The organism is Micromonospora sp. DSM 43699 (assembly GCF_055517075.1).
Window position 1 is genome coordinate 1 of the sequence record NZ_JBTMMT010000089.1, and the last position, 20949, is coordinate 20949.

At 70.8% G+C, this 20949-nt stretch carries 23 protein-coding genes, 1 tRNA gene and 1 pseudogene; 18 read left to right on the forward strand and 7 right to left on the reverse strand.

Translation table 11 applies throughout. The features are described from left to right. Positions 1 to 1845, reverse strand: a 1845-nt coding sequence (locus tag AC0AIB_RS28290; protein ID WP_465097830.1) for a metallophosphoesterase family protein, incomplete at its 3' end; no start/stop codon positions are given. A 111-nt stretch (positions 1846 to 1956) separates the two neighbouring features. Here AC0AIB_RS28290 and AC0AIB_RS28295 point away from each other — a divergent pair. Further along, positions 1957 to 2030, forward strand: a tRNA-Thr gene (locus AC0AIB_RS28295). Positions 2031 to 2076: 46 nt separating this feature from the next. Here the strand turns inward: AC0AIB_RS28295 and AC0AIB_RS28300 are convergent. After that, complete coding sequence (locus tag AC0AIB_RS28300; RefSeq protein WP_465097831.1) at positions 2077 to 2811, reverse strand: TetR/AcrR family transcriptional regulator; 735 nt, start codon at positions 2809 to 2811, stop codon at positions 2077 to 2079. 370 nt (positions 2812 to 3181) lie between these two features. Between AC0AIB_RS28300 and AC0AIB_RS28305 the strand changes: the two genes are divergently transcribed. The 7 genes from AC0AIB_RS28305 (at position 3182) to AC0AIB_RS28335 (ending at position 7727) form a co-directional block, all read left to right on the forward strand. Continuing rightward, a complete protein-coding gene (locus tag AC0AIB_RS28305) occupies positions 3182 to 3865 on the forward strand; it encodes an SDR family NAD(P)-dependent oxidoreductase (protein ID WP_465097832.1) in 684 nt (227 codons plus the stop codon). Positions 3866 to 4517: 652 nt separating this feature from the next. Beyond that, complete coding sequence (locus AC0AIB_RS28310; protein ID WP_328340760.1) at positions 4518 to 4844, forward strand: PadR family transcriptional regulator; 327 nt, start codon at positions 4518 to 4520, stop codon at positions 4842 to 4844. Further along, positions 4841 to 5197: a DUF1048 domain-containing protein gene (locus tag AC0AIB_RS28315; RefSeq protein WP_328340758.1), complete on the forward strand. Its 357-nt coding sequence runs from the start codon at positions 4841 to 4843 to the stop codon at positions 5195 to 5197. Before AC0AIB_RS28310 ends, AC0AIB_RS28315 begins: the two co-directional genes overlap by 4 nt. A gap of 1 nt (position 5198) precedes the next feature. Next, positions 5199 to 5504, forward strand: a complete 306-nt coding sequence (locus AC0AIB_RS28320; RefSeq protein WP_328340757.1) for a DUF1048 domain-containing protein — start codon at positions 5199 to 5201, stop codon at positions 5502 to 5504. A 43-nt stretch (positions 5505 to 5547) separates the two neighbouring features. Further along, positions 5548 to 6078, forward strand: coding sequence for an EXLDI protein (locus tag AC0AIB_RS28325; protein ID WP_328340755.1), 531 nt, complete (start codon positions 5548 to 5550; stop codon positions 6076 to 6078). Between the two features lie 123 nt (positions 6079 to 6201). Then, positions 6202 to 6963, forward strand: coding sequence for an ABC transporter ATP-binding protein (locus tag AC0AIB_RS28330; protein ID WP_328340753.1), 762 nt, complete (start codon positions 6202 to 6204; stop codon positions 6961 to 6963). A gap of 2 nt (positions 6964 to 6965) precedes the next feature. Continuing rightward, positions 6966 to 7727 (forward strand): ABC transporter permease, encoded by a 762-nt coding sequence (locus AC0AIB_RS28335; protein WP_328340751.1) that lies wholly within the window; start codon positions 6966 to 6968, stop codon positions 7725 to 7727. Between the two features lie 448 nt (positions 7728 to 8175). On the opposite strand, the gene AC0AIB_RS28340 is transcribed toward AC0AIB_RS28335, so the two are convergent. Further along, entirely contained in the window at positions 8176 to 8556 is a 381-nt protein-coding gene (locus AC0AIB_RS28340; protein ID WP_465097833.1) for a DUF7933 domain-containing protein, read from the reverse strand. Between the two features lie 322 nt (positions 8557 to 8878). Here AC0AIB_RS28340 and AC0AIB_RS28345 point away from each other — a divergent pair, with 322 nt between their 5' ends. The 3 genes from AC0AIB_RS28345 (at position 8879) to AC0AIB_RS28355 (ending at position 10747) form a co-directional block, all read left to right on the forward strand. Next, positions 8879 to 9601, forward strand: a complete 723-nt coding sequence (locus tag AC0AIB_RS28345; protein WP_465097834.1) for a hypothetical protein — start codon at positions 8879 to 8881, stop codon at positions 9599 to 9601. Between the two features lie 130 nt (positions 9602 to 9731). Beyond that, the gene (locus AC0AIB_RS28350) at positions 9732 to 10250 is read left to right on the forward strand and encodes a SigE family RNA polymerase sigma factor (protein WP_328340748.1); all 519 of its coding nucleotides are present in this window, start codon (positions 9732 to 9734) and stop codon (positions 10248 to 10250) included. Then, positions 10250 to 10747, forward strand: a complete 498-nt coding sequence (locus AC0AIB_RS28355) for a hypothetical protein (protein ID WP_328340746.1) — start codon at positions 10250 to 10252, stop codon at positions 10745 to 10747. Before AC0AIB_RS28350 ends, AC0AIB_RS28355 begins: the two co-directional genes overlap by 1 nt. A gap of 79 nt (positions 10748 to 10826) precedes the next feature. Here the strand turns inward: AC0AIB_RS28355 and AC0AIB_RS28360 are convergent, their stop codons facing one another. After that, entirely contained in the window at positions 10827 to 11237 is a 411-nt protein-coding gene (locus tag AC0AIB_RS28360; RefSeq protein WP_328340744.1) for a RidA family protein, read from the reverse strand. A 189-nt stretch (positions 11238 to 11426) separates the two neighbouring features. Between AC0AIB_RS28360 and AC0AIB_RS28365 the strand changes: the two are divergent. Together AC0AIB_RS28365 and AC0AIB_RS28370 are read left to right on the forward strand one after the other, a co-directional pair. Beyond that, a pseudogene (locus tag AC0AIB_RS28365) lies at positions 11427 to 11708 on the forward strand (TetR-like C-terminal domain-containing protein); the annotation flags it as partial. A 42-nt stretch (positions 11709 to 11750) separates the two neighbouring features. Beyond that, positions 11751 to 12338: an HAD family hydrolase gene (locus AC0AIB_RS28370; RefSeq protein ID WP_328340742.1), complete on the forward strand. Its 588-nt coding sequence runs from the start codon at positions 11751 to 11753 to the stop codon at positions 12336 to 12338. Positions 12339 to 12368: 30 nt separating this feature from the next. On the opposite strand, the gene AC0AIB_RS28375 is transcribed toward AC0AIB_RS28370, so the two are convergent. After that, entirely contained in the window at positions 12369 to 12989 is a 621-nt protein-coding gene (locus AC0AIB_RS28375) for a pyridoxamine 5'-phosphate oxidase family protein (protein ID WP_328340740.1), read from the reverse strand. Positions 12990 to 13138: 149 nt separating this feature from the next. On the opposite strand from AC0AIB_RS28375, the gene AC0AIB_RS28380 reads away from it, so the two are divergent. The 3 genes from AC0AIB_RS28380 (at position 13139) to AC0AIB_RS28390 (ending at position 15401) form a co-directional block, all read left to right on the forward strand. Further along, positions 13139 to 13645 carry a DUF2231 domain-containing protein gene (locus AC0AIB_RS28380; protein ID WP_328340738.1) on the forward strand — a complete coding sequence of 169 codons (507 nt, stop codon included), beginning with the start codon at positions 13139 to 13141 and terminating at the stop codon, positions 13643 to 13645. Then, positions 13642 to 14181 carry an Hsp20/alpha crystallin family protein gene (locus AC0AIB_RS28385; RefSeq protein WP_465097835.1) on the forward strand — a complete coding sequence of 180 codons (540 nt, stop codon included), beginning with the start codon at positions 13642 to 13644 and terminating at the stop codon, positions 14179 to 14181. The genes AC0AIB_RS28380 and AC0AIB_RS28385 overlap by 4 nt, the downstream gene beginning before the upstream one ends. 62 nt (positions 14182 to 14243) lie before the next feature. Further along, positions 14244 to 15401, forward strand: coding sequence for a glycosyltransferase family 9 protein (locus AC0AIB_RS28390; RefSeq protein ID WP_465097837.1), 1158 nt, complete (start codon positions 14244 to 14246; stop codon positions 15399 to 15401). 54 nt (positions 15402 to 15455) lie between these two features. Here the strand turns inward: AC0AIB_RS28390 and AC0AIB_RS28395 are convergent, their stop codons facing one another. After that, positions 15456 to 16328 (reverse strand): glycosyltransferase family 2 protein, encoded by an 873-nt coding sequence (locus AC0AIB_RS28395; protein ID WP_328340734.1) that lies wholly within the window; start codon positions 16326 to 16328, stop codon positions 15456 to 15458. Further along, positions 16325 to 18232 (reverse strand): D-glycero-beta-D-manno-heptose 1-phosphate adenylyltransferase, encoded by a 1908-nt coding sequence (gene rfaE2 / locus AC0AIB_RS28400; RefSeq protein WP_465097836.1) that lies wholly within the window; start codon positions 18230 to 18232, stop codon positions 16325 to 16327. Before rfaE2 ends, AC0AIB_RS28395 begins: the two co-directional genes overlap by 4 nt. Before the next feature lie 198 nt (positions 18233 to 18430). On the opposite strand from rfaE2, the gene AC0AIB_RS28405 reads away from it, so the two are divergent. Next, positions 18431 to 18979, forward strand: coding sequence for a type 1 glutamine amidotransferase domain-containing protein (locus tag AC0AIB_RS28405; protein ID WP_328340730.1), 549 nt, complete (start codon positions 18431 to 18433; stop codon positions 18977 to 18979). A 148-nt stretch (positions 18980 to 19127) separates the two neighbouring features. Then, positions 19128 to 20801, forward strand: a complete 1674-nt coding sequence (locus AC0AIB_RS28410; protein WP_328340728.1) for an MDR family MFS transporter — start codon at positions 19128 to 19130, stop codon at positions 20799 to 20801. Positions 20802 to 20949: the final 148 nt, after the last annotated feature.

Consider the following 20949-nt stretch of genomic DNA (forward strand, 5'->3'; position numbering starts at 1 on the left):
GGTGAGGGTTATGGGGGGTTCGGCTAGGTGGGGGGTTAGGGGGGTGTGGGGGGTCAGCCAGGAGGCGGTGGGGGACTGGTCGGGGTTGACCTGCCAGTCGTGGCAGACCCGGTCGACGGCGATCGGATAGACGGTGAGCGTGCCGTCCGGGTCGAAGCGCATCCGCAGGAACGACTTCGAGTCCTCGATGCCCTGGCCGGCGAAGAGTTCGTTGACGTTGACCCCGAACGCCCCCGCCACCAGCAGGTAACCGGCCACCAGTTGGGTGGCCACCAGCCCGATCACCGGGCCGTAGAGCACGGCGGCGGCGACCGCCGGCAGCGGCCACGGCCAGTCGTAGAACGGCAGGTGCAGCCAGGCCCAGGTGCCGGCGACGGCGAGCACCACGTGCGCGAGCCCGTGACCGACGCCGAGCAGCCAGTGCCGGACGTGCCGTTTTCCGCCGGCACTGGGCGGCTTGGCGAAGAAGGCCGCGCCGAGCAGCGTCACCGCCAACATGATCACCAACGGGACGCTGAAAAACCGCTGCTCGGTGCCGGTGCGGTTGGCCGCGACACCCGCCATGGCGAGCATCAGCAGCGTGTGCAGGGTGCCGAGCAGGGTGCCGAAGCCCGGGTTGCGTCGGGGCAGCCGGTGGAAGATCCCCCAGCCGTACCGGCGGGAGCGGGCCGCGTCCGGGAAACGGGCCACCAGGTCGTACGCGCGGGTGCGACTGGCCCGGCGGGACAGGGTGTCCTTCGGTGGCACCTCGATCCGCTCGGGCAGGGTGTGCGTCGGGTACAGGTATGCGCCGCCCCCGCCGCAGGTGATCAACTGTCGTCCCGGGCCGGCGTACCGGGCGTAGTGGTGCAGGTCGCCGGAGACCAGCAGCCGGACGTGCGCGCCGGTGGGCGCGATGATCGTCCGGACGAAGTAGTCGATCGAGTCGTACGCGGTGGGGTGGTCGACGGACTTCACCCAGGTCGGTGCCGGCACCGCCAGGATCACCCGGGAGTCCGGGCCGAGCCGGCGGGCCACCTCGTCGAAGTAGGCGAGCTGCGGGTCGTCCAGGTAGGACCCCGACTGGTCGTCCAGGCCGAGCAGCCACCACCCCGCCGGCAGTCGCACCGCGAAGTACGACCGGGACTGTCCGGTGCCCCAGCCGCCGAAGTTCCGGTCCCGGGAGCGGACGAAGAGCCGCAGGAACGCGGTCAGCCCGTCGTACCAGTCGTGGTTGCCGGGCACCGCGAACAGCGTCGGCCGCTCCGGCGGGGCCACCGGCAGCGCCGCCTGGTAAGGCCCCTTGCACCGGTCCTCGTACGCCTCGTAGGCCGCCGACGGGTAGACCTGGTCGCCCCCCATCACCAGGGTCTGCGCCCGGGGCAGCCGGTGCCCGTCGACAGTCAGCTCCGGCTGGGCCAGCAGGTAGGCCACCGAGTACGTGGCGTCGAAACCGTCGCCCAGGTCGGCCACGTAGTCCAGCCAGAGCCCGCCGTCCGGCCCGACCTGCTCGCCGATCCGCGCGTCGAGCGCGTTCTGCAACTCCCGCTTGTCCAGGTACGCCCCGAACAGCATCGCCAGCAGGGTACGGATGCCGGTGCTGATCAACAGGAACGGCGCGAGCCAGGGGACCGGTCTGCGGGGCGTGAAGCCCAGCTCCACCGGATCGGTGCCGCGCGGCCGACGGACCGCCCGCTCACCGGGGGCGTGCTCGGCATCCGGGTCCGGCGTGGCGGTGTCGCCAGGATCGGCAGGGGTGGCGGGGTCGGCGGGGGTGGCGTGGTGGTCGGGGGTGGCGTGGTGGTCGGGGGTGGCGTGGTGGTCGGGGGTGGCGTGGTGGTCGGGGGTGGCGTGGTCGTCGCTCACCCGGGCAGCCTAGCCGTCGCACTGTCCGCCGATGTCCCTTGATGTCCGGGTCGGTCGGCCGGGAGCCCGGTCGATCCCGGGTGGGCTCGTGCCGTACACTCAACGATCGTTGCCGCCTTAGCTCAGTCGGCTAGAGCGACGCACTCGTAATGCGTAGGTCGACGGTTCGATTCCGTCAGGCGGCTCAGTGTGAGGCCCTGACCAGCAGGTTCGCTGGTCAGGGCCTCATTTTCATCGATGCGGTTTTGAATCGCCCCCCGAGAACCCCTCCGTGGACGTGGCTGGACGGAGGGTGTCGGTGCCGCCGAGGCGCAGCATGGCTCGGTAGAGCTGTTCGGGGGTCAGGGGCGGTTCGGGCAGTGGGTGGGCGCGCTCGGCGCGGAATCCGTCGAGCATCAGGTGCAGGTGACGACGCCAGGCGTGCGGGGCGATGCCGTCGGTCGCCTCGATGATCCGGCTGTGGGACCAGATGACGAAGGCGAGGTCCTCGGGGGCCAGGTCGGGCCGGAGGTGGCCTTGTTGTTGGGCCCGTTTGACGATGCGTATGCCGAGGTCGTGGATCCGGGTCTGCTGGCCGGCCAGGCAGGCGTTTTCCGGTAGCCGGATCGAGGCGAAGTCGTTGAAGCCCCGGTCGCGGGCCTGGAGTTCGCACATGGTTTCCAGGAACAGGCACAGTCCTTCCCACGCGTCGTCCATGGTCAGGGCCTGCTCGGCGGCGGTGACCCAGATCGCGAGCTTGCCGGCGAAGGCCTCCTGCACCAGGTCCAGCCGGGCGGGGAAGTGGTTGTAGAGCGTGCCGATGGCCACTCCAGCCCGCTTGGCGACCTGCTCCAGCGACGCCTCCATCCCCTGTTCGGCGAACACGGCCTGAGCGGCCGCGAGTAGCGAGTCGCGGTTGCGCTGCGCGTCGCGACGCAGCGGCCGGGCGGGGGCCGTGGTCGCGGCAGGTGCGGGTTCGGGGGACATGCCGCACAGCCTATCAACTTGAGGTGCTCCTCAACTTGCGTGCTATGGTGGCAGCACAAGCTGAGGGTGTCCTCACTTTGTGCCATGAGCCCCTCGGTGATCCGGCTCAGACCAGGCTCAGGAGACCTGATGAAACTGGATCGGGAGGGTCGAAGTGCGCACCGGGACCGGATCCGGGGACCGGGTCGGCTCACACACTTCCCGGGCCGAGCTCGCGCAATTCATGCTCGCTCATGCCGAGAATCTGCGATACGTACGGCAGGAACTGCAGATCAGCAACTGACGCCGACCCTGCCCGCCGCGCCAGCCCCGGCGGCAGTCGGTCCGTTGTTCCATCCCACTGTTCACCACGTGATCTAAGGAGAAAGTCATGCCCACCATCGCCATCATGGGTGCCGGTCCCGGAATGGGACTCGCCATCGCTCAGACCTTCGGCAAGGAAGGCCACCAGGTCGCGCTGCTGTCGCGGACCCCGGCCAAGCTGGAGCCGGTCGTGGCCGAACTGATCGGTCAGGGCATCGAAGCGGCGGCCTTCGCTGCCGACGTGACCGACCGGCCGTCGATCGTCGCCGGCCTCGCTGCGGTCAGGCAGCGATTCGGGCAGATCGACGTCTTCGAGTATTCGCCGTCCAACCCGGCGCTGCCGATGGCTCCCTCCACCGAGCTGACCCACGAAAACGTGCAGGTCCATCTCGATTTCCTCGTACACGGAGCCGTTGCTGCCGTCAGCGAGGTGCTGCCGGAGATGCTCGCCCGAGGCTCGGGCACGATCCTGTTCACCACCGGCGCCACCTCCGTGCGTCCGGAGATGGGTCACGATATATTCGGCAACGTCGGCCCGGCTGCGGCATGGCTCCGCAACTGGGCCCACGGCCTGCACGCCGCTGCCGCTCCCCGGGGAGTGCAGGTCGGCCACGTCGCAATCGGCACGTGGCTCGCCCGCCAGCCGGGCGCCACCGCGCCGGAGGAGATCGCGCCGCTCTACTGGGAGCTGCACACCAACCACGATCAGGTCGAGAAGGTCTTCTTCCCCAACGAGCAACCCGCAGCCTGACACACATCACTGAGCCGGGTACGCCCCTCGGCAGGACACAGCGGGGGCGACCCGCGACGAGGATGCCTGACACCTTCCCGGCGACAGCAATGCGCCGCGCCTGGTGGCCGCCCCCGTTCACCCCTCGAAAGTCCCTGCCAACGGCAGACCAGTGGTGACCAACGATGAGTATTCTGCCGGGTCGTTTGTACGGCTCAGCGCCAAGTCCTGACAGTCGACGACGATGCAGGACCACTGGGTTCGGTACGCGTAGGTCGACGGTTCGATTCCGTCAGGCGGCTCGGATGATGCCCTGACCAGCGGAGACGCAGGTCAGGGCATCTCTTGTATCGATGAATATTTGAGTCGCCCCCCGAAGACTCCGCCCTGCGGCTTGGCGTCGCCGATGGTCTGACAGGACCCTGGTGCGACGGGAGCTTGCGAGGACCCGCTGCGCCGCGCCGGCTGGCGGGTTCTGCTGGCGGGGGGATGGGCCCGCCCGGTTTCCACCGGGCTGCGCGGTTGGACCCGCCTTCTCGTCGAGCCTCGCTTGGGCTACCGCTTCCACTCCTGACCGGCAGAAGTTTCCAGTACTCGGTACTACCGACTAGCGGTACTCGGTGATACCGTATACCAGTACCCCGTCGTACCAGATAGCGGATTGGAGGTTGATGTGGAGGATCTGACCGAGATGTTGAAGGGCACGCTCGAGGGGTGCGTGCTCGAAATCATCGGCCGTGAGGAGACCTACGGCTACGCCATCACGCGTCGCCTGAACGAGCTCGGTTTCACCGACGTCATCGACGGCACGGTGTACACCATCCTGCTGCGTCTGGAGCGCAACAAGTTTGTCCAGGTTGCGAAGCGGCCGTCCGAAGTGGGTCCGCCGCGCAAGTTCTACACGCTCAACGACACCGGGCGCAGGGAGCTCGCGACGTTCTGGGCGAAGTGGCAGTACGTCTCCTCGCGGATCGACAAACTCAAGGAGGCCGGGGCATGAGCTTCTGGGAGACCATCACGGGCAGCGATCTGACCCGAGAGTGGAAAGCGTTCGAAGGCCGGGCGCAGGCGTTGCCGGCCGACTATCGGGCCGCGTGGGGGCAGATAGTGGCTCACCTCTCCCCGTACGGGAGCTTCACGGGCCGCAACCTGACCCCTATCGCCGACGCCGCTCTCGGGTTGCTCGAGGAAGCCGCAGCCGATGGGCAGCGCATCGACGAGGTGCTCGGCGACGACATTGCCGGCTTCACGTCGGCGCTGGCCGGCGGCGCGGGCGCCCGCAGTTACCGCGACCGGTGGCGGAGGCAGCTGAACCGGAACGTCGCACGCAAACTGGCCCGGCTAGGAGACTGACGTGAGCATCCAGGACATCATCGAGGGCAAGAAGCAGTGGCGGGCGCACGTCGCTCGGGTCAAGGCTCTCCCGCCCGACTATCGGATCGTCTACGAGGAGATGCAGCGCTACCTGTTCAAGGTCGGGCCGACCGATCTGCTCGACGAGGGTCTGCTCCCTGGGATCGTCGACTTCTTCGAGGAGGGCGTCGTGGCCGGCAAGGGCGTTCTGGAAGTCACGGGCGCCGACGTCGCCGCCTTCTGCGATGACCTGATCAAGGACTCGCGCACTTATGCCGACGTCTATCAGGAGTCCGTGACCCGATAGCGCCGGCGTCGCGTGTACGTATAGGCGTACGTGTAGTCAGGTCGTGCCCAACAAGACCATCTACGTGTCCGACGACGACCTGCCGCTCTTTCAGCGCGCCCAGGAGCTTGCCGGCGGCACCCTGTCGGCGGCCATCGCCGCCGCGCTGCGCCGCTACGTCGAGGTCGAGGAGGGCCGGCAGCAGGGGTACGACGATGTCGTCGTGCGCGTCGGGCCGGGGCTCGGCCGCAAACAGCGGTTCTCCGGCGTGCTGCTGGCCGAGATGGAGCGGACCGGCAACGAGCGCGACGAGACCTACCAGGTCTACCGCACCCGCAGCGGAAAGTACGTCGCCCACCTCGAGCGGTCCGAGGCGCATGTGAACATCGGGCCGAACGCCGAGAAGTACCGCACTGGCTGGCGCGCCTGGGTCGGCGACTGGAGCGCCAACCAATCCTGGACACGCATTCCCGCCGACTCCAGCCTGCGCATCGCCGACGACCTCGACGCGCTGCGCGAGATCGTCCCGTCCGAGCTCTACAAGCTGGTTCTCGACGCCGTTCACGAACCGACGATCGAGGACCTCGACATCTGATCCGCGCCTGACCAACCACGGACGAGCGTCGGCTCGCCCGTCGATCACACACGTCCCCACATCACGGACGGAGCCAACGGCGACCGCCGGCGATGACCCATGCCCAAGCACAGGAGGCGGCACATGGCAACAGCCAGCCCGGCGATTCGGGTCAACGGATTGCGCAAGTCCTACAAGGAACTACCCGTCCTCAAGGGCGTCGATTTCGAAGTGGCGCGCGGCAGCATCTTCGCGCTGCTCGGCTCGAACGGCGCAGGCAAGACCACTGTCGTGCGCATCCTGTCCACCCTGCTCAAGCCGGACGGCGGCACGGCAAGCGTCCAGGGGTTCGATGTCGGGTCCGAGCCGGTGCGGGTGCGCGAATCGATCAGCCTGACCGGGCAGTTCGCCGCCGTCGACGAGATCCTCACCGGCCGCGAGAACCTGGTCATGGTTGGCCGGCTGCGCCGGGTCGGCAACCCCCGCCAGATCGCTGATGAACTGCTCGACCGGTTCGGGCTGGCCGACGCCGGCGGGCGCCGCGTCGGGACGTACTCGGGAGGCATGCGCCGCCGGCTCGATATCGCGATGAGCCTCATCGGTGACCCTCCGGTCATCTTCCTCGACGAGCCGACCACCGGCCTCGATCCGGAGGGCCGCATCGAGGTATGGAACGAGATCCAGAAGCTCGCCGGCGATGGGACGACGGTGCTGTTGACCACGCAATACCTGGAAGAGGCGGAGAAGCTCGCCGACCGGATCGCGATCCTGCACGGGGGCACGATCATCGTCTCCGGCACCCTGGCCGACCTGCGGAAACTGCTGCCGCCAGCCAAGGTCGAGTACGTGGAACGGCAGCCCACCCTCGAGGAAGTGTTCCTCGCCGTCGTCGGAAAGCAGGCCTGATCATGACCACTCACGTCCTCAGTGACACCGGCGTGATGCTCGACCGCTCGATCAAGCACGTGACCCGTAGCCTCGACACCATCATCACGGTGACGATCATGCCCATCGCGTTCCTGCTGTTGTTCCGATACGTCTTCGGCGGCGCGATCCAGGCCGACACCGACAACTACGTCAACTATCTGATGCCGGGCATCCTGCTGATCGCGATCGCCAGCGGCATCTCATACACGGGATTCCGGCTGTTCACGGACATGAAGAGCGGCATCTTCGAACGGTTCCACTCGATGCCGATCGTCCGGTCATCGGTGCTGTGGGGCCATGTGCTGACCTCTCTGGTGTCCAACGGCATCTCCGTGGTGGTCATCATCGGAGTCGGGCTGGTGATCGGCTTCCGCTCCTCCGCCGGGCTGCTGGCCTGGCTCGCCGTGGCGGGCATGCTCACGCTGTTCACCCTCGCCCTGACCTGGCTCGCAGTGATCCCCGGCTTGACCGCATCCACCCCGGACGGGGCGTCCGCCTTCTCGTATCCACTCATCTTTCTGCCGTTCATCAGTTCGGCGTTCGTCCCCACCGAGACGATGCCCGGCCCAGTGCGAGCCTTTGCCGAGAACCAGCCGGTCACCGCGATCGTCAACGCCATCCGAGCACTGTTCGAGCAACAGCCCGTTGGCAACGACATCTGGATCGCACTCGCCTGGTGCGCCGGAATCCTGGTCATCGCCTACGCGTTTGCGATGGCTGCCTACCGCCGCAAGATCGCCTGAACCGGCCGGGGTCGTGCCTGTCCGGCAAGGGGTCAGCGGTGCCCCCGCTCACCCCCCGAAAACCGCTGCTTATGGACAGCTATCGGTGACCGGCGTTGATGAGCTTGCGATCGTGTCTGTGCAGGTCGGTGATGGACGCCGACGATCAGTAGCAAGCTCTGGCTCGTGACGTTCGGTAGGCGTAGGTCGACGGTTCGATTCCGTCAGGCGGCTCAGAGGGAGGCCCTGACCAGCGCCAGCGCTGGTCAGGGCCTCATTTTCATCGATGCAGTTGTGAATCGCCCCCTGTCCCCCACAAGAATGTGAGCGGGATAGTTCATTTGAGGCAGGCGTCGGTCTTCCGGAAGAAGCCCTTGCCCTTGAGGTGGACGAGGCTAGGCTGCGTGGCGCCGACGCCGGACCGACCGGTAGTGCATTGCGACCGGCACCGCACCGAGGCCGATCATGGTCAGGGCGACGGCGGCGTAGCTCGCGCTGGCGCTTCCGGTGACGGGCAGGATGCCTTTACCGACCATGAGTCTTGCCGAGGCGGGGCACCCGGGCCGCTCTCGGTCGAGTCCACCGGGCCGCTGGTGTTGACCTTCGTTCCGCTTGTGGTGCCGGTGACGTTCACCGAGAGGGTGCAATTCCCGCCAGCCGGCGATGTCGCTCCGGTCAGACTGATGCTCCCGCCACCGGCGGTCGCCGAGATCGTGCCGCCACCGCAGGCCCCGGTCAGACCGTTGGGAGTGGCCACCCCCAGGCCGGCCCGGCCAACCCCCAGGTCCCCGTTGATGGTCGAAGGACCGACCGGGGGCGGGACGTCGGTAACCGCCTGACCGGCCAACACGCCCTAAACACTTCGCCCGTAGATTATCTACATCAAACGGATGAAAGTGAGTAAATCTGTACATAACCGCGACGGTCGCGGGCCGGGCGGTCCAAGGTGCTGTTGCTGTGAGTTCCGCGCTGCCCGATCTGCTGACCGACGAGCGCCCGCCTGTCCTGCCCGCCGTCGTCTGACGCCGGGGTGGAAGCCTCCGTGCGGTGGGCTCGTGGCGCACGGTCGCCGAGAGATTCGAGAAAAGTTCCGGCCGGCGGCAACCTGCGGGCGGTGGATCGCATGTACCCGGGTGTAAGCAACGATCGCCACGATCCATAGGGGTCCGGAAATGTCTGCACGTCGTCTGCTGCTGCCCGCTGCCGCCGTTCTGTTCGCACTTACCGCCTGCAACGCCACGGAGGCACCCAGTTCCGGCTCCACCGCAGGCGCCCCCGGTGCCACGCCCACGGCGACCACCCAGGCACCCGGGGATGTCAACAGTGCCGACTGTCCCTCGGGGACCAACCTGCAGAAGCTGGTCGAGCTGCCGAAGGGCGTGACCTTCGGCGGTGTCGAGTGTGTGAAGGACTGGGCGGGGGCCGACCCGCAGGGTCCGGGCGTCGGTGACGGCGTCTACCTGTTCCACTACACGGCGGGGACGGGCTGGAAGTACTACGGCGAGGGCAGCGGACAAGAGTGCAAGGAGCTCGGCCTGACCGAGCCGGCGCCGTTCTGCGTCTCGGACCCGGCGACCACGGCGACGAAGCCGGCGACCACGGCGACGAAGCCTGCGACGAAGCCGGCGGCGACGAAGCCGGCGACCACGAGTCCCAAGTGTCCTTCGGCGAAGGCGCTGGAATCCCTGGTCGAGCTGCCGAAGGGCATGACCTTCGGCAGTGTCGAGTGTGTGAAGGACTGGGCGGGAGCCGACCCGCAGGGCCCGAAGGCCGGTGACGGCGTCTACCTGTTCCACTACACGGCCGGTACGGGCTGGAAGTACTACGGCGAGGGCAGCGGATACGACTGCAAGGACCTCGGCCTGACCGAGCCGGCGCCGTTCTGTATCTCCTGACCGGTCGGATCGACCGCGGTCGCGCACTGTGGTGCACACCAGTTACGGTGTGCACCACAGTCAGCCGGCCGCGCACCGACGTCGCCGCGCCCTGACGACCTGTGCGTTAGGTGGGGGGCACGAGCGGGGTATGGCGGAGTCGATCGACGATCAGTTCCGGGAGTTCGTCCGGACCCGCTCGCCGGCGTTGCTCCGGACGGCGTTCCTGCTGACCGGCGACCGCCACCTCGCCGAGGACCTGGTGCAGGACGCGCTGGCCCGCACCCATCGGGGCCGGCGGCGGCTGGACGATCCGGGGCACTTCGAGGCGTACACCCGTACTGCGATGTACCACCAGCATGTGAGCTGGTGGCGGCGTCGCAGGGTGGCCGAGTCCCTGCCCGGGGAGTTGGCCGACGTGGCGCAGCCCGGCAGTGACCACGCCCGCCGTACCGATCTCAAGCTCGCCCTGCACCAGGCTCTCGCCCAACTCACCCAGCGGCAGCGCGCGGTGCTGGTGATCCGCTTCTTCGAGGACCGCAGCGAGGCCGAGGCCGCGATTCTGTTGCAGTGTTCGGTCGGCACGATCAAGAGTCAGACCAGCAAGGCGCTGGCCCGTATGCGGCAGATAGCGCCGGAGCTGCTCTCGGCCGTGATGGAGGAGGCCTGATGACCGACGACCTCGGGCCGCTGCGTCAGGCCATGTCCGATCTGAGCGAGTACGGCGGCAGCGCCGACCTGTACGAGCGGTCCCTGCGTAAGTCGCGGCAGTCGCAACGGCGGGCGACTCTCGCCACCGGTGCCGCAGCCGCAGCGGCGGTGTTCGCCATCGGCGGCACCGTCGCCTTCGCCGTGAGCCACCGGTCCGACCTGTCGGCGCCACCCGCGGCCGCCCCCGGCACCACCGGTCCCGAAACACCCGACTGTCCATCGATCCAGACCCTCGGGGACCTGGTCGAACTGCCGCAGGACTGGTCGTTCGCGTCCACCACCGTGCAGTGCGCGGAGACCTGGGCGGCAGCCGACGTGAAGCGCCCGGCCGGCGGCAACGTCCGCTACCTGTTCCACTACACGATCGATACAGGTTGGCGGTACTACGAACAGGGCACCGGATGGGAGTGCAAGGAGCTTGGCCTCACCCGGCCGGCACCGTTCTGCACCTCCTGAATCGGTAGCGAAGCCCAGGTCACCGGCCTGGGCTTCGCCGTTTCCGAGGCCACGCCACCAGCGGTGCCGGCGGTGTGCGTCAGGGCACCTCGGGAAGGGCCGCGGTCACGTCCACCTCGACCAGTTGCCCGGTGAAGCCGAGTTGTGCCACCCCGAGAAGGGTGCTGGCGGTCGTGAACGCGGCGGCGAGGGGCGAGGCCAGCAGGCGTCGCCAGACCTGGGCGAGTACGGCCTGATCGGTGCTGACCACGTAGATCACGGTACGGACGACGTGCTCCGGGCCGGCACCCACCGATCGGAGGGCGGCCAGTGCGTTCCTGGCGATCTGGTCGACCTGGGCGTCGACGTCGTCGGCCCCTACCAGGGTGCCGTCGGCATCCAGCGGACACTGTCCGGCGAGGTGGGCGGTACGCCCGGCCGGAACGACTGTGACGTGGTGGTACCCCGGGGTGGAGTGCAGGCCTTCGGGGTTGGCGCGGGTGATGGTCATGGCGGCAGCATTCCGGAACGGCGGATCGGTGTCGCCGGGTTTCCCGTTACGGCGAGCTGCCGGTCGCCCACCCCGACCAGGGCCTCTCGCCTCTCGTCGGCTACCGGACGCTGCGGCGGCTGCGCAGGGCGTGGTAGGCGACCGCGAGGGCGATGCCGAGGACGACGATGACGACCTCGTGCCCCCGACGACACCACCGCCATCTCGGCCGAGATCATGGCGACGGTGGTCGACGCGTACCGTCGGCGCGACGTCGTGCCCTCAGGGCGACGGTTCGAGGCCCATCTCGACGAGCATCGCGACTGGGTCGCGGACCCGACGGTGCCGGCCGCGGCGCTGCGCCAGGCGCTGGCCTTCTGGACGCGGGTGCACGGCATCCTGTCGCTGGAGTTCGCCGGCCACTTCACCGGGATGGGGTTCGATCCCGGCCTGCTGTTCGACGACGAACTCGACGACCTCCTCGGCCGCTGACCACCACACCCGGGGACCGGCGAGCGTGGCTATCCTGGGCCGGTGCTGCCCCTGCCGCCCGGTGACTTCCGGGCCTACCTGTTCGACTGCGACGGCACCATCGTCGACTCCATGCCGGTGCACCATCTGGCCTGGCGGGCGGCGCTCGACGAGTGGGGCTGCGACCTGCCCGAGGACCTCTTCTACGCCTGGGGTGGCCGCCCGGTGGCCGACATCGTCGTCGACCTCAACGCGCGGCACGGGCTGGCCATGCCGGTCGACGTGGTGGCCCGTCGCCGGGAGGACGCCTACCAGAGTTTCCTGCCGCAGCTCACCGCCGTACCCGGGGTGCTGGCGCACATCGAGCAGGCGCACCGGCAGGTGCCGTTCGCCGTGGTCTCCGGCAGCACCCGCGAGTCGGTGACCGCCTCGCTCACCGCGCTCGGCCTGCTCGACCGGTTCGACGTGCTGGTCTGCGCCGAGGACTACGCGCGGGCCAAGCCGGACCCGGAGTGCTACCTGATGGCGGCCCGGCTGCTCGACGTACCGCCGGAGCACTGCCTGGTCTTCGAGGACACCGACCTGGGTGTCGCGGCGGCGACGGCGGCGGGCATGGCCTCGGTCCGCGTACCGCCGCCCTGGGACCGCTGACCCGCCGACCGGGCCGGGCCGCCCCGGCGGTCAGCCCCGGTAGAGCTTGTCCGCGTACGCCGGGCCGTAGTAGTGCTCCAGGTCGGTCAGGCTCTCCGGTGGTGCCTCCACCTCCTTGATCAGCCGGGCCCGGGACGGCAGCACGTCCGGCTGCCAGGTCTCCGGTCGCCACAGCTCGGAGCGGAGGAACGCCTTCGCGCAGTGGTAGAAGACCTGCGCGACGACCACCTCGACGGCGAGCACCGGCCGGTGCCCCTGGACCAGCATGTCGTCGAAGTAGGGCGCGTCGCGGACCAGCTTCGCCCGGCCGTTGATGCGCAGGGTGTCGGTCCGGCCCGGGATCAGGAAGATCAGCCCGACGTGCGGGTTGTCGAGGATGTTGCGGTAGCCGTCGGCCCGCCGGTTGCCCGGCCGCTCCGGGATGGCGATCGTCCGGTCGTCCAGCACCAGCGCGAAGCCGGCCGGGTCGCCCTTGGGGGACACGTCGCAGCTACCGTCCGCACCGGCCGTGGCGACCAGGCAGAACGGCGAGGCGGCCAACCACTGCCGGTCCCGCTCGTGCAGCACGGCACGTTCCTTGACCGCTGCCCGGGGCATCGGCGCCCCCAGCAGGGCGCGTAACTCCTCGTGCGAGGTGATCTCCACCGTCACGTCCGCCTCCCCCGTCCGTTGGTCCCGGTGGCGGACGGTGGCACACCGACCGCCGTCCGTCAGCCTAGGCGGGCGTGGCGAGCGGGTTTGCCCCCGGCGACGGCGGGTGCGGCTCACCCTGCCCCCGGACGAAGCAGTGGAGGGCCGTCATGGAGAGCCGACTGAAGGTGCTCGGGCACCCGGTACACCCGATGCTTGTGATGTTCCCGGTCGCGCTGCTTGTCACCGGCACCCTCTTCGACGTCGTGGACACCGTCGGCGGCCCCGACTTCCTCGCCGAGGTGGCGTACTGGAACATCACCGTCGGTCTGGTCGGTGGCCTGTTGGCCGCGGCGGCCGGCGCGTTCGACCTGCTGGCCATCCCGTCCGGCACCCGGGCCAAGCGGGTGGCGCTGACCCACGCGGCGGCGAACGTCGCGGTGATCCTGCTCTTCGCCGCCGTCTGGGCGGTCCGGTTGAACGCCGACTCCCGGGCGGCCGGCGGCGCGCTGATCGCCATCGAGGTGGTCGGCGTGGCGATTCTCGGCATCAGCGCCTGGCTCGGTGGGGAACTTGTCGACCGGCTGGGCGTCGGGGTCGACCGGGACGCCGGCCTGGACGCCCCCAGCTCACTGCGGCCCGTTGCGGCCCGCCGACCGGTGGGAGAGGTGCGATGACCGATCAGCCGGGCCGGGGGTGGCGCAGCCGCCAGCAGGGCTGGGACCCGATGGGCGAGCTCCAGTCGTTGCGTGCCGAGTTGAGCCGTCTGGTCGGTGGCCGGGGCGCCTCGCCGGACGTCGAGTTGACCGAGGTCGCCGACGGCTGGGAGGTGGTCGTCCGGCTGCCCGGGGTGGCACCGGAGGAGGTCGCCGTCGAGTTGGCCGACCGGGAGCTCTGCGTCCGGGCCCGGTCGGAGGCCGAGGTCAACGCCGACCAGGGCATTCCCGGCGGTGTCGAGACCCGTGGCTTCGAGTACCGGGTGGACCTGCCGTCCCGGGTGGACCCCGGGGCCATCGACGCGGTGATGGACCACGGCCTGCTCCGGGTCCACCTGCCCCGGGCGGCCCGGCCCACGCCCCGCACCATCACCGTCGGCCGCACCGGCTACCCGCCCGGCCCGACCCGCAGCGGTACGCCCAGCGGCGTGGACCCGGCGGCCGACCGGGAGCTGCACCACCCCGGCACCACCGTCGACCCCCTCGACCGGCCGTAGGTGGCCCGGTGGTGAGCCCGACCCCGGCCGAGTCCGTGGTGAGCCCGATCCCGGGCGGCCCGGTGGTGAGCCCGGTCCTGAGCCGACCGGTGGCCAGCCCCGCCCTGGGCGGACCGGTGGGTGAGCGGGTGCCCGACGTGGCCCGGATCGCGGTGCTGCGGGCCAACGCGCTCGGCGACCTCGTCTTCCTGCTGCCCGCCCTGGAGTCGCTGCGGGCGGCCTACCCGACGGCGGAGATCGTGCTGTTCGGGGCGCCCTGGCACGCGGCGCTGTGGCAGGGCCGGCCCGGCCCGGTCGACCGGGTGCTCGTCGTCCCGCCGGCCCCCGGCATCCGCGAGCCCGGCCCCGACGAGACACCGGGGTCGCTCGACGACTTCCTCGCCGACGCCGCCCGGGAGGGCTACGACCTGGCATTGCAGATGCACGGGGGCGGGGCCAACTCGAACCCGATCATGAGCAGGCTGGGGGCCCGGGTCACCGCCGGGCTGCGCGCCGAGGACGCCCCACCGCTGGACCGCTGGCTCCGCTACGTCTACTACCAGCCCGAGGTGATCCGCTACCTGGAGGTGGTGGCCCTGGTCGGGGCGGCCGCCGTCACCGTCGTACCGACGCTTGCGGTGACCGACGCGGACCGGGCGCAGGCGCGGGCAGTGCTGGGCGAGCCGGCGCGGCCCCGGGTGGCGCTGCACCCCGGGGCGAGCGACACCCGGCGGCGCTGGCCGGCGCGCCGGTTCGCCGAGGTGGCCAGGGCCCTGCACGGCGACGGGTACGAGGTGCTGGTCACCGGCACCCCCGCCGAGCGGGAGGTGGTGGACGAGGTGGTCGCGGCGGCCGGGGTGCCGGTCCGGCCGCAGGTCGGCACGCTCGGCCTCGGCGGGCTGGCCGCCGCGTACGCCGGCTGCGGTCTGGTGGTCTCCAACGACACCGGCCCGTTGCACCTGGCCGGGGCGGTGGGCACCCCGACGGTGGGCGTCTACTGGGTCGGCAACATGATCAACGGGGCGACGCCGCTGCGCGCCCGGCACCGGCCGATCGCCGCCTGGACGACGCACTGCCCGGTCTGCGGGGTCGACTGCACGCCGGGGATCTATCCGCACCGACCCGGCGACGGCAACTGCCCGCACCGGGACTCGTTCGTCGCCGACGTGCCGGTGGCGGAGGTGCTGGAAGCCGCCACCGACCTGCTCCGCCCCGGGCCGGGCGCTGCCGGCACCGGCTGACGGTCGAGCGCACCGTCCCGGTGGACGGCCCGCCCGGCAGCGGGCTGGCGCGGCTCAGGCCGGCTGGGGGGTGTCGGCGGCGACTACCTCCCACGCCTCGACGGCACGCTCGGTGACAGTGGTCGGCGACTCCAGGTGGTACGCGCCGCTGGGCAGCACGCCCGCGCCGCCGTACCGGGCCAGCACGGCGAGCTGGGCGGCGACGTCCTCGCCCTGGTGGTCCGCCGGCACCCGCCGCCAGAACTCGAAGCCGCCCGAATCGACAAGCGCCGCCCGGTCGTAGAGCACACACCCGCCGATCCAGGAGACCTTGTACGCCCGCCACGCTCCTGGCGGCAGGTCCAGCTTCCGCTGTACGTGCAGCAGGTTCGCGGCCGGGTGGATGGCCGCCCGGTCCCACTGCGGGGTGTCCGGGCGGACCAGTTCCGGGACGACCGGCCCGTCCCACTCCTCGTAGTGCCCGTGCGTCTCGGGGCGGACGTCGTCGACGTAGGACAGGCCGTGCACCGCGTTGCCGACGAACCCGCAGCCCAGCTCCCCGATCGCGGTCACCAGCCGGCTTAGGGTGCCCGGTTCCAGCCAGACGTCGTCGTCGAGGCAGAGCACGTACCGGGCCACCGACCGGTCCAGCAGGTACGCCCGGTGTTCGGCCAGCCCGCGTCGGGGCAGCCGGCGGGTGAGCAGCACCGGGTGCCCCTGGTGGCGTAACGCCCGGACCATGGTGGCCACCGCCGGGTGCGCGTATGCCGGGTCGCCGTCGGACTGGTCGCTGACCACCACCCCGAAGTCGGGCACCCCGGCCTGGGCGGCCAGCCCGGCCAGGGTGACCGCCAGCTCGGCCGGCCGGTTGCGGGTGGGGATCAGCACGTCGAGCCGGCGGGGTCGGCGGAACTCCCCGGTCGTGCCGGGGTCGAGCGGTCGGTTCACCGGGGCCTACCCGAGCTCTGCGCGGTCGGGGTCGGGTGCGCCGTCGTCGTACCCGGGTCGGGTGCCGCCGGGGGATCGGCGGCACCGCGCGTCGCCTCGACCCGGTCGGCCGGCGCGGTGGTGGTGGTGGTCCGGGTGGCGGCGGGGCCGGTGGTCTGGGCGCGGATCCGATCGATGATCGCCGAGGTGGACCGGTCCGGCACGTAGCCGAGGGTGCGCACCTGACCGCCGAGCCGGCGTACCAACGGGGCCTCCGGGACCATCTCCGGCGGGTAGTCGCCGCCCTTGACGTACACGTCGGGTCGGACCGCCTCGATCAGGTCGACCGGAGAGTCGTCCTCGAAGACCACCACGTGGTCCACGCAGGACAGCGCGGCGAGCAGGGTGATCCGGTCCTCGACCGGGTTGACCGGCCGGTCGGGTCCCTTGAGCCGGCGGACGCTGGAGTCGGAGTTGACCGCGACCACCAGCAGGTCGCCGAGGGCCCGGGCCTGTTCCAGGTAACGCACGTGACCGGGGTGCAGCACGTCGAAGCAGCCGTTGGTGAAGACCACCGACCGGCCGGCCCGTCGGTGGTCGGCGACGATGGCGTCCAGCTCGCCGGTGCCGACAAGCGTCGGGTGGGCGGTGCCGTCGGGTGTGTCGCCGAGCGCGTCGAGCAGGTCCTCCCGGCGGCATACACAGGTGCCGGTGTCGGAGACGGTGATGGTGGCGGCCAGTTGGGCCAGTTGGGCGGCGGTCGGCAGCGACGCCTCGGCGGCCAGCGCGAGGGTCATCGCCGCCAGGTAGGCGTCCCCCGCGCCGACGGCGTGACTGGCCGGGACAGGGGTGCTGTGGCTGCGCCGGGGCGCCCCGTCCGCGCCGCCGACGATGGCGCCCTCGGTGTCCAGGGTCACCGCCACCACGTCCGCGCCGGTGTGCGCACGCAACTCGGCCAGCCGAGCCTGGGCCAGTTCCGCCCGGTCGACGCCCTCGCCGACCCTGGCGTTGACGGTCACCCCGGCCCCGGTCACGCTCAGCCCGTCGCCGGTCATCGCGACCCGGCCCTCGCCTGGGGTCGGTTCACCGGTCGGGCCGACCGGGGCCTGGCCGACCCCGCCCGGGGCGGTGCCGACGACCAGCTCCGACGGCCCGTCCGCCGGGTCGTTCGGTGGGTGGTCCAGGTGCAGGCCGGTGCTGCCGGTACGGGTCGGGGCGGGCGGAGTGCCGAAGCCGGCGGCGGCCCTGGCCAGCAGCCGGGTCGCCTCGGCGAAGCTGGGGGTGACCACAGTCGGGTTCAACCCCCGCCAGTCGGCCAGGTCGTGGGCGTCCAGGGCGACTGTGGCGTACCGGTGCCGGTGGGCGACCAGCCAGGCGCGCACCGGCGTGGGCAGTGCGCCCAGGCCGTAGTCGCAGACCACCAGGGTGGGCGCGGCCCCACCGGCCGCCGCCCGCAGCTCCTCGGTGGCGCAGCCCAGGGCGGTGAGCAGCCGGGCGACGCCGTCGTCGTCGAGTGGTTCGTCCGGGTCGCCGGAGTCCTCCCGGAGCAGGATCTGGTTGCCCGCCAGCATCCGGCGCTTCACCGGGGTCGGCCGGTGCGGCTCGCCGACGGTACGGTCCCAGACTCCGGCCCGGTCCAGGCAGTCGTGCAGTTCGTCGCCGGCCACGTCCGCGCCGACCGGGGCGACGAGCAGGGCCCGACCGCCGAGGGTGGCGACGTTGACTGCGGTGTTCGCGGCCCCACCGGCGGCGGTGATCCGTCGACGAAGGGTGAGGATCGGCGCGGGCGCCTCCCGGCACAGCCGCTCCGACTCGGCGAACCGCCACTCGTCGAGCATGGCGTCGCCGACGACGAGGACGGGCCGTTCCCGCCAGCTCTCCACGACGGTGGCGAGCCGGCGCTGTTCCGCTGCTGCTCCTGCCATGCCCACCGGCGTCCCCCGGCCTGACCTGCTCAAACCTGCTCGCAGGCGGGCCGGGCCGGGTCGGGGGCGGCGGGGCGGCGGGGCGGTGGCGTGGGCGGCGCGGGTGGCCTGCCCGCTCGGCGACCGGGCGAGGGGCGTCACGTTTCGGGCCATCGGCCCCGGGAACCGACCAGAGGTAACCGGAGAGGAGAAATCGACATGGCAACGAACACATTGCAGGGCAAGCGGATCGCCTTCCTCGCCTCCGACGGGGTGGAGGAGGTCGAGTACGTCCAGCCGCGCGAGGCGGTCGAGAACGCCGGGGCGACCGCCGAACTGGTGTCGCTCAAGCCCGGCAGCATCCAGGCGTTCAACCACCTTGACCAGAGCAAGACGTACGACGTGGACGTGACGGCGGCCGACGCGGACGCCGACGGCTACGACGCGCTGGTGCTGCCCGGCGGAGTGGCCAACCCGGACTTCCTGCGCACCGACCCGGACGCGGTCCGGTTCGTCAAGGCGTTCTTCGCGGCCGGCAAGCCGGTCGGGGTGATCTGCCACGGGCCGTGGACGTTGATCGAGGCGGGCGTGGTGTCCGGTCGCCGGATCACGAGCTGGCCGAGCCTGCGTACCGACCTCACCAACGCCGGCGCGACCTGGGTGGACGAGCAGGTGGTGACCGACGGCGGCCTGGTCAGCAGCCGCAACCCCGACGACCTTCCGGCCTTCTGCGCGGCGATCGTCGACCGGTTCGCCGCCGGCGCCTGATCCCCCGGCGGGTGTCGGCACCCACCGGGGTCCCCCGGTGGGTGCCGACGCGACGCGACCTGCCTGATCATCGCGCCCCGGGACGGAACCGCTCGCGGTTTTTCCCGGCGGGCAGGCATGTTCGGGGAGAACCGGGAAAGAAGGCGGGATGACCGCCCAGACCCACGGCCGCCCGGTGCTCCGGGCCCGCCAGCTGCGCCTGTTGATGTTCGGCCTGATGACCGGCATGCTGCTGGCCGCGTTGGACCAGACCATCGTGGGTACGGCGTTGCCCACCATCGTCGGCGAGCTGGGCGGGATCGACCACTACTCGTGGGTGGTCACCGCCTACCTGCTCGCCTCCACCGCCTCCACCCCGCTGTACGGCAAGATGGCCGACCTGTACGGCCGCCGGCCGGTCTTCCTCTTCTCGATCGGCACGTTCCTGCTCGGCTCGCTGCTGGCCGGGTTGTCGCAGGACATGACCCAGCTGATCGTCACCCGGGGGGTGCAGGGCATCGGCGCGGGCGGCCTGATGACGCTGGCGTTCACCATCATCTCGGACGTGGTCTCGCCCCGGGAACGCGGCCGTTACCAGGGGTTGTTCGGCGCGGTCTTCGGGGTCTCCTCGGTGGCCGGGCCGCTGGTCGGTGGCTACTTCGCCGAGACCAACTGGCGGTGGATCTTCTATCTGAACGTGCCGCTGGCGATCCTGGCGATCGTGGTCTGTTACCACGTGCTGCGGTTGATCCCGTTCGAGCGGCGGGACCACACAGTCGACTGGCTGGGTGCCGGGCTGCTGGTAGCCGGGGTGAGCGCGCTGCTGCTGGCGCTGAGCTGGGGCGGCAACTCCTACCCCTGGGGCTCCGCGACGATCATCGGGCTGTTCGTGGCCGGCGCGGTGCTCGGGGTGGCGTTCCTGTTCCAGGAGGCCCGGGTCGCCGAGCCGATCCTGCCGTTGGGGCTGTTCCGGTCGGCCACGTTCGCCCTGGCCAACGCGGCCGGCTTCGTACTCGGTCTGGTGATGTTCGGGTCGATCATCTTCATCCCGCTCTACCTGCAGATCGTCAAGGGCGCCTCGCCCACCCGCAGCGGCCTGCTGATGCTGCCGATGATGGCCGGCATCATCGTCACCTCGATCGTCACCGGCCGGGCGATGAGCCGGATCGGCCGGTACAAGTGGTTCCCGGTGGCCGGTTCGGTGGTGCTGGTCGTCGGCATGCTGCTGTTCACCCGGCTCCAGGTGGACAGCTCGCTCTGGGCGGCGTTCGGCTACATGGTGGTGATCGGCGTCGGGCTGGGCCTGTGCATGCAGTCGCTGATCCTCGGCGTGCAGAACGCGGTGGACGTCCGGAACCTGGGCGCGGCGACCTCCTCGGCGACGTTCTTCCGGTCGCTGGGTGGCTCGTTCGGGGTGGCCATCCTGGGCGCGGTGCTCTCCTCGCGGCTCGCCAGCGGGCTCGCCGACCGGCTGCCCGGCGCGATCGCCCAACTCCCGGCCGAGCAGCGGGCGGCGGTGGCGGGCAGCGGCACTAACATCTCGATCAACGACCCGGCGACGATCCTGGCCCTGCCCGGCCCGGTCCGGGCGGCCATCCAGGCGTCCTTCGTCGAGTCGCTGCACCTGGTCTTCCTGACCACCGGCCTGGTCGCCCTGGTCGCCGTGCTGGTCACCCTGGCCCTGCCGAACGACCAGCTCCGGGGCGCCGGCCCGCAGGGCGCCGCCGGCGGCGCCGACCCGCTCGGCGGCAAGGCCCCCGCCCCCGGCGGCAAGCCCCTGACCAAGGAGTCCAAGGAAGAAGCCGCCGCCGACCTCAACGCCAAATCCCAAACCATGCTCTGACCCAACCACCCCAACCCTCTGCCGCCCTGCCCCGCCCCGCCCTGCCCCGCCCTGCCCCGCCTCGCCCCGCCCTGCCCCGTCCCGCCCCGGTGATCAAGAGGTTTAGGTCAGAAATCGCGTGCCCGGTGACGCAAACCTCTTGATCACC